The sequence below is a fragment of the Pinirhizobacter sp. genome, from assembly GCF_035317885.1.
Classification (GTDB): Bacteria; Pseudomonadota; Gammaproteobacteria; order Xanthomonadales; family Rhodanobacteraceae; genus Pinirhizobacter.
Map to the genome: position 1 here is coordinate 1 of NZ_DATHFX010000117.1, position 3,297 is coordinate 3,297.

Below are 3,297 nucleotides of genomic sequence, written 5' to 3' on the forward strand. Positions count from 1 at the left end.
GTTCGCCCTGCCCCTGGGCCGCATGATGGGCCTTCCCGGGGGCGTCGCGGCACATCCGCTGGCATGGCTTGCCCTGCCCGCAGGATGGCTCCTGGGCGCGGGCTTGCGGCATTGGGTGCAGTTGGGTGCCGTTTGCCGCGCCGTACTTGGCGCAGCGTCCCTGGTGATCGCCGCCATTTACGCCAACTGCCTGGTGACCTGGGGAATGATCGCCAGCGCCTTCGGCATCGGTTTCGTCCAGGCCATGCGCGATACGGGCCTTGCCAATACCGTAGGCATGGCACGGCTTGGCCTGTCTGCCGGCGATGGCCTGCTTTACGCGCTGGCGCTGCTCCTGGCCGCCTGGGGCGCCGGCCGCGTCCGGCGGGCGGTGGTCAGTCGTCCAGCGCCTTGATACCGGCCACCAGCTGGCCGGCCACGGCCTGGCCGTCGCCATACAGCATGCGGGCATTGTCGGCGTAGAACAGCGCGTTCTCGATCCCGGCGAAACCCGTGCCCTGCCCGCGCTTGACCACGATCACCTGCCGGCACTGCGCCACGTCCAGGATGGGCATGCCGTAGATCGGTGAGGTTGGATCGGTTTTCGCCAGGGGATTGACCACGTCGTTGGCGCCGATCACCACGGCGACATCCGTGGCCGGCAGTTCGGGATTTACGTCGTCCATGTCCACGATAAGGTCATACGGCACGCCGGCTTCCGCCAACAGCACGTTCATGTGCCCGGGCATGCGGCCGGCCACCGGATGGATGGCAAAGCGTACCTTCACCCCCCGGGCAATCAGCAGTTGGGAGAATTCCCACACCTTGTGCTGGGCCTGGGCCACCGCCATGCCGTAACCAGGCACGATCACCACGCGCTCGGCGTAGGCGAGCATCACCGCGGCGTCCGCGGCATCGATCGGTTTCTGTGCACCGGCAAGCGCCATGGCGGGGCCGGAGGCTGCGCCGAAGCTGCCGAAGAGCACGTTGCCCAGCGAGCGGTTCATCGCCCGCGCCATCAGCTGCGTCAACAGCGTACCGGCCGCGCCCACCACGGTACCTGCGATCACCATCGCCTCGTTCCCCAGCACATAGCCCTCGAAGGCCACCGCCAGGCCGGTGAGCGCGTTGTACAGCGAGATCACCACAGGCATGTCGGCACCGCCGATCGGGAGCGTCATCATCACGCCCAGGACAAGGGCAAGGGCAAAGAACGCGCACACCAGCGGCATGGTCGGGCCGGCCGTGGTCATGAATCCTGCCAGCGCCAACGCCGCCAGCAACACCAGAGCGTTGACCGTGCGCTGGCCCGGGAACACGTAGCGACGATCGATCCATCCCTGCAGCTTGCCGAAGGCGATCAGCGAACCTGAAAAACTCACCGCGCCGATCAGGCCCCCCAGCAGTGCCAGGACCAATTGCGGCATCGATGGCGGTGTGTAGTTGGCCGCTGCAAACGTGCCCCCGCCCATCAGTTCCACCACATGGCCGCTCACGGCGAGCAGTTCCGCCGCGCCGATCGCCGCGGCAGCGCCGCCGCCCATCCCGTTGTACAGGGCCACCATCTGCGGCATCGCGGTCATCGCCACGCGGCGCCCCGACCACCAGGCGCCCAGGGTGCCCAGCACCACGGCCACCACCATCAGCCAGCGGTTGGCAAGGTCCGGCAGGCAGAAGGTGGCAAGCACCGCCAGCACCATGCCCACGCCGGCCCAGCCGATGCCCCCGCGAGCGGTGCGCGGTGAACTCATGCGTTTCAAGCCAAGGATGAAAAGGAGTGCGGCGAGGAAATAGCAGGCTTTGATGGCCATTACGAGCCAGGCCATCAGTGCTTGCCCCTAACGGCCGAGGTGCTCGACTTGAACATCTCGAGCATGCGCGCCGTGGCCACGTAGCCACCGGCGGCGTTGCCGGCGCCCAGCAGCACGCCGATGAAGCCGATGGCCGTTTCCAGCGGCGTGGTGGCATGCCCCAGGGCGATCATGGCGCCCACCAGCACGATGCCGTGGATGAAATTGGAGCCGGACATCAGGGGGGTGTGGAGGATCACCGGGACCCTGCCGATGATTTCATACCCGGTGAAAGCCGCCAGCATGAACACGTAAAGCGCCACGAAACCGTCCATCGATCCCCATCCGCACTGGCTCAAGTCCACCCATCATACGGATTTCCCTGTCAACGCTTACACTGGGTACTGCGTTATTTCCCCGGTAGACGCCATGGAGCAAAAACATGCGCCGCCGCGGGAGCCCTCTGCGAAGGACGACACAGCCTTGAATACGACCGGTGCCGTCATCGACGCCGCGTTCGAGGAGCACATCGCGGGGGCCCCTGCCACCCTGGAGGCCTTTCTGGCCCAGGTGGAGCGGCGCGCGTGGCGAATGGCGGAATTGAACCTTGGCAACCGCGAGGACGCCATGGACGCGGTACAGGACGCCATGCTGCGGCTGGTGCGGCATTACCGCGACAAGCCCGCCACGGAGTGGTCGCCGCTGTTCTGGGGCATCCTGCGCCGGCGCATCGTCGACCTGCAGCGCCGCCGCAAGGTGCGCTCGATCGTGGTCGGCTGGCTGGGCGGCGGAAAGGACGACGACGGCGATGAATTACCCGCCTGGGAACCGGCCGATACCGGGCCTGGGCCGGCGGCAAGACTGCAAGACAGCCAGGCCTATGCGCAGATGAGCCAAGCCGTGCGCAAGCTGCCGCGCCGTCAGCGCGAAGCCTTCATGCTGCGCGTGCTCGAAGGGCTGGACGTTGCCGAAACGGCGGCCGCCATGGACTGCTCGCAGGGAAGCGTCAAGACACATCTGTCGCGTGCGATGCAAAGCCTGCGCGACCAACTCGAGGAATGGCGATGAACGATCGCTCCGAAGACATTGCACGCCGTGCCCGCGACCTCTACCGGCGCGCCAGCCACGACATCGACCCGGCGATTGCGGGCCGGTTGCGCGCGGCCCGCCACGAAGCCATGGCGGGTCCCTCGACCTCCACGGCCAGCCGCCTGCTGCTGCCTGCCGGCGCCTTCGCCGTGCTGGCGCTGGCCGCGCTGCTGATCTGGCCTCAGGCGCCGCGCCCGAACAGCACGATGGCACCTACCATGGCCACCGCCACCCTTGGCGATACCGACAGCGACCTGCCGCCGGATGCCGATAGCGCAGACCCGGCGATGGTCGAGCACCTGCAGTTCTATGCCTGGCTCGCCGACGACACCGGTAAGGCAGCGCAGCGGTGATGCACCGCCCTGCCCCTGGCCTGCGCAGCCTCGTGGCCGCGGTACTGCTGGCGATACCGGCCCTGGCCGCACACGCTGAGCCACCG

5 protein-coding genes are annotated in these 3,297 nt (G+C 67.5%); 3 read left to right on the forward strand and 2 right to left on the reverse strand.

All coding sequences use genetic code 11. The annotated features are described in order from the left end of the window. Positions 1-394, forward strand: a 394-nt coding sequence (locus tag VK519_RS03600) for a hypothetical protein (RefSeq protein WP_324347757.1), incomplete at its 5' end; no start/stop codon positions are given. On the opposite strand, the gene VK519_RS03605 is transcribed toward VK519_RS03600, so the two are convergent. After that, positions 375-1,805 carry an NAD(P)(+) transhydrogenase (Re/Si-specific) subunit beta gene (locus VK519_RS03605; RefSeq protein ID WP_324347759.1) on the reverse strand — a complete coding sequence of 477 codons (1,431 nt, stop codon included), beginning with the start codon at positions 1,803-1,805 and terminating at the stop codon, positions 375-377. The two genes, VK519_RS03600 and VK519_RS03605, sit on opposite strands and share 20 nt — an antisense overlap. Then, positions 1,805-2,104 (reverse strand): NAD(P) transhydrogenase subunit alpha part 2, encoded by a 300-nt coding sequence (locus VK519_RS03610; protein WP_324347761.1) that lies wholly within the window; start codon positions 2,102-2,104, stop codon positions 1,805-1,807. Before VK519_RS03610 ends, VK519_RS03605 begins: the two co-directional genes overlap by 1 nt. 148 nt (positions 2,105-2,252) lie before the next feature. Here VK519_RS03610 and VK519_RS03615 point away from each other — a divergent pair, with 148 nt between their 5' ends. Further along, positions 2,253-2,837: an RNA polymerase sigma factor gene (locus VK519_RS03615; RefSeq protein WP_414692690.1), complete on the forward strand. Its 585-nt coding sequence runs from the start codon at positions 2,253-2,255 to the stop codon at positions 2,835-2,837. Next, positions 2,834-3,211 (forward strand): hypothetical protein, encoded by a 378-nt coding sequence (locus VK519_RS03620; protein ID WP_324347765.1) that lies wholly within the window; start codon positions 2,834-2,836, stop codon positions 3,209-3,211. The genes VK519_RS03615 and VK519_RS03620 overlap by 4 nt, the downstream gene beginning before the upstream one ends. Positions 3,212-3,297: the final 86 nt, after the last annotated feature.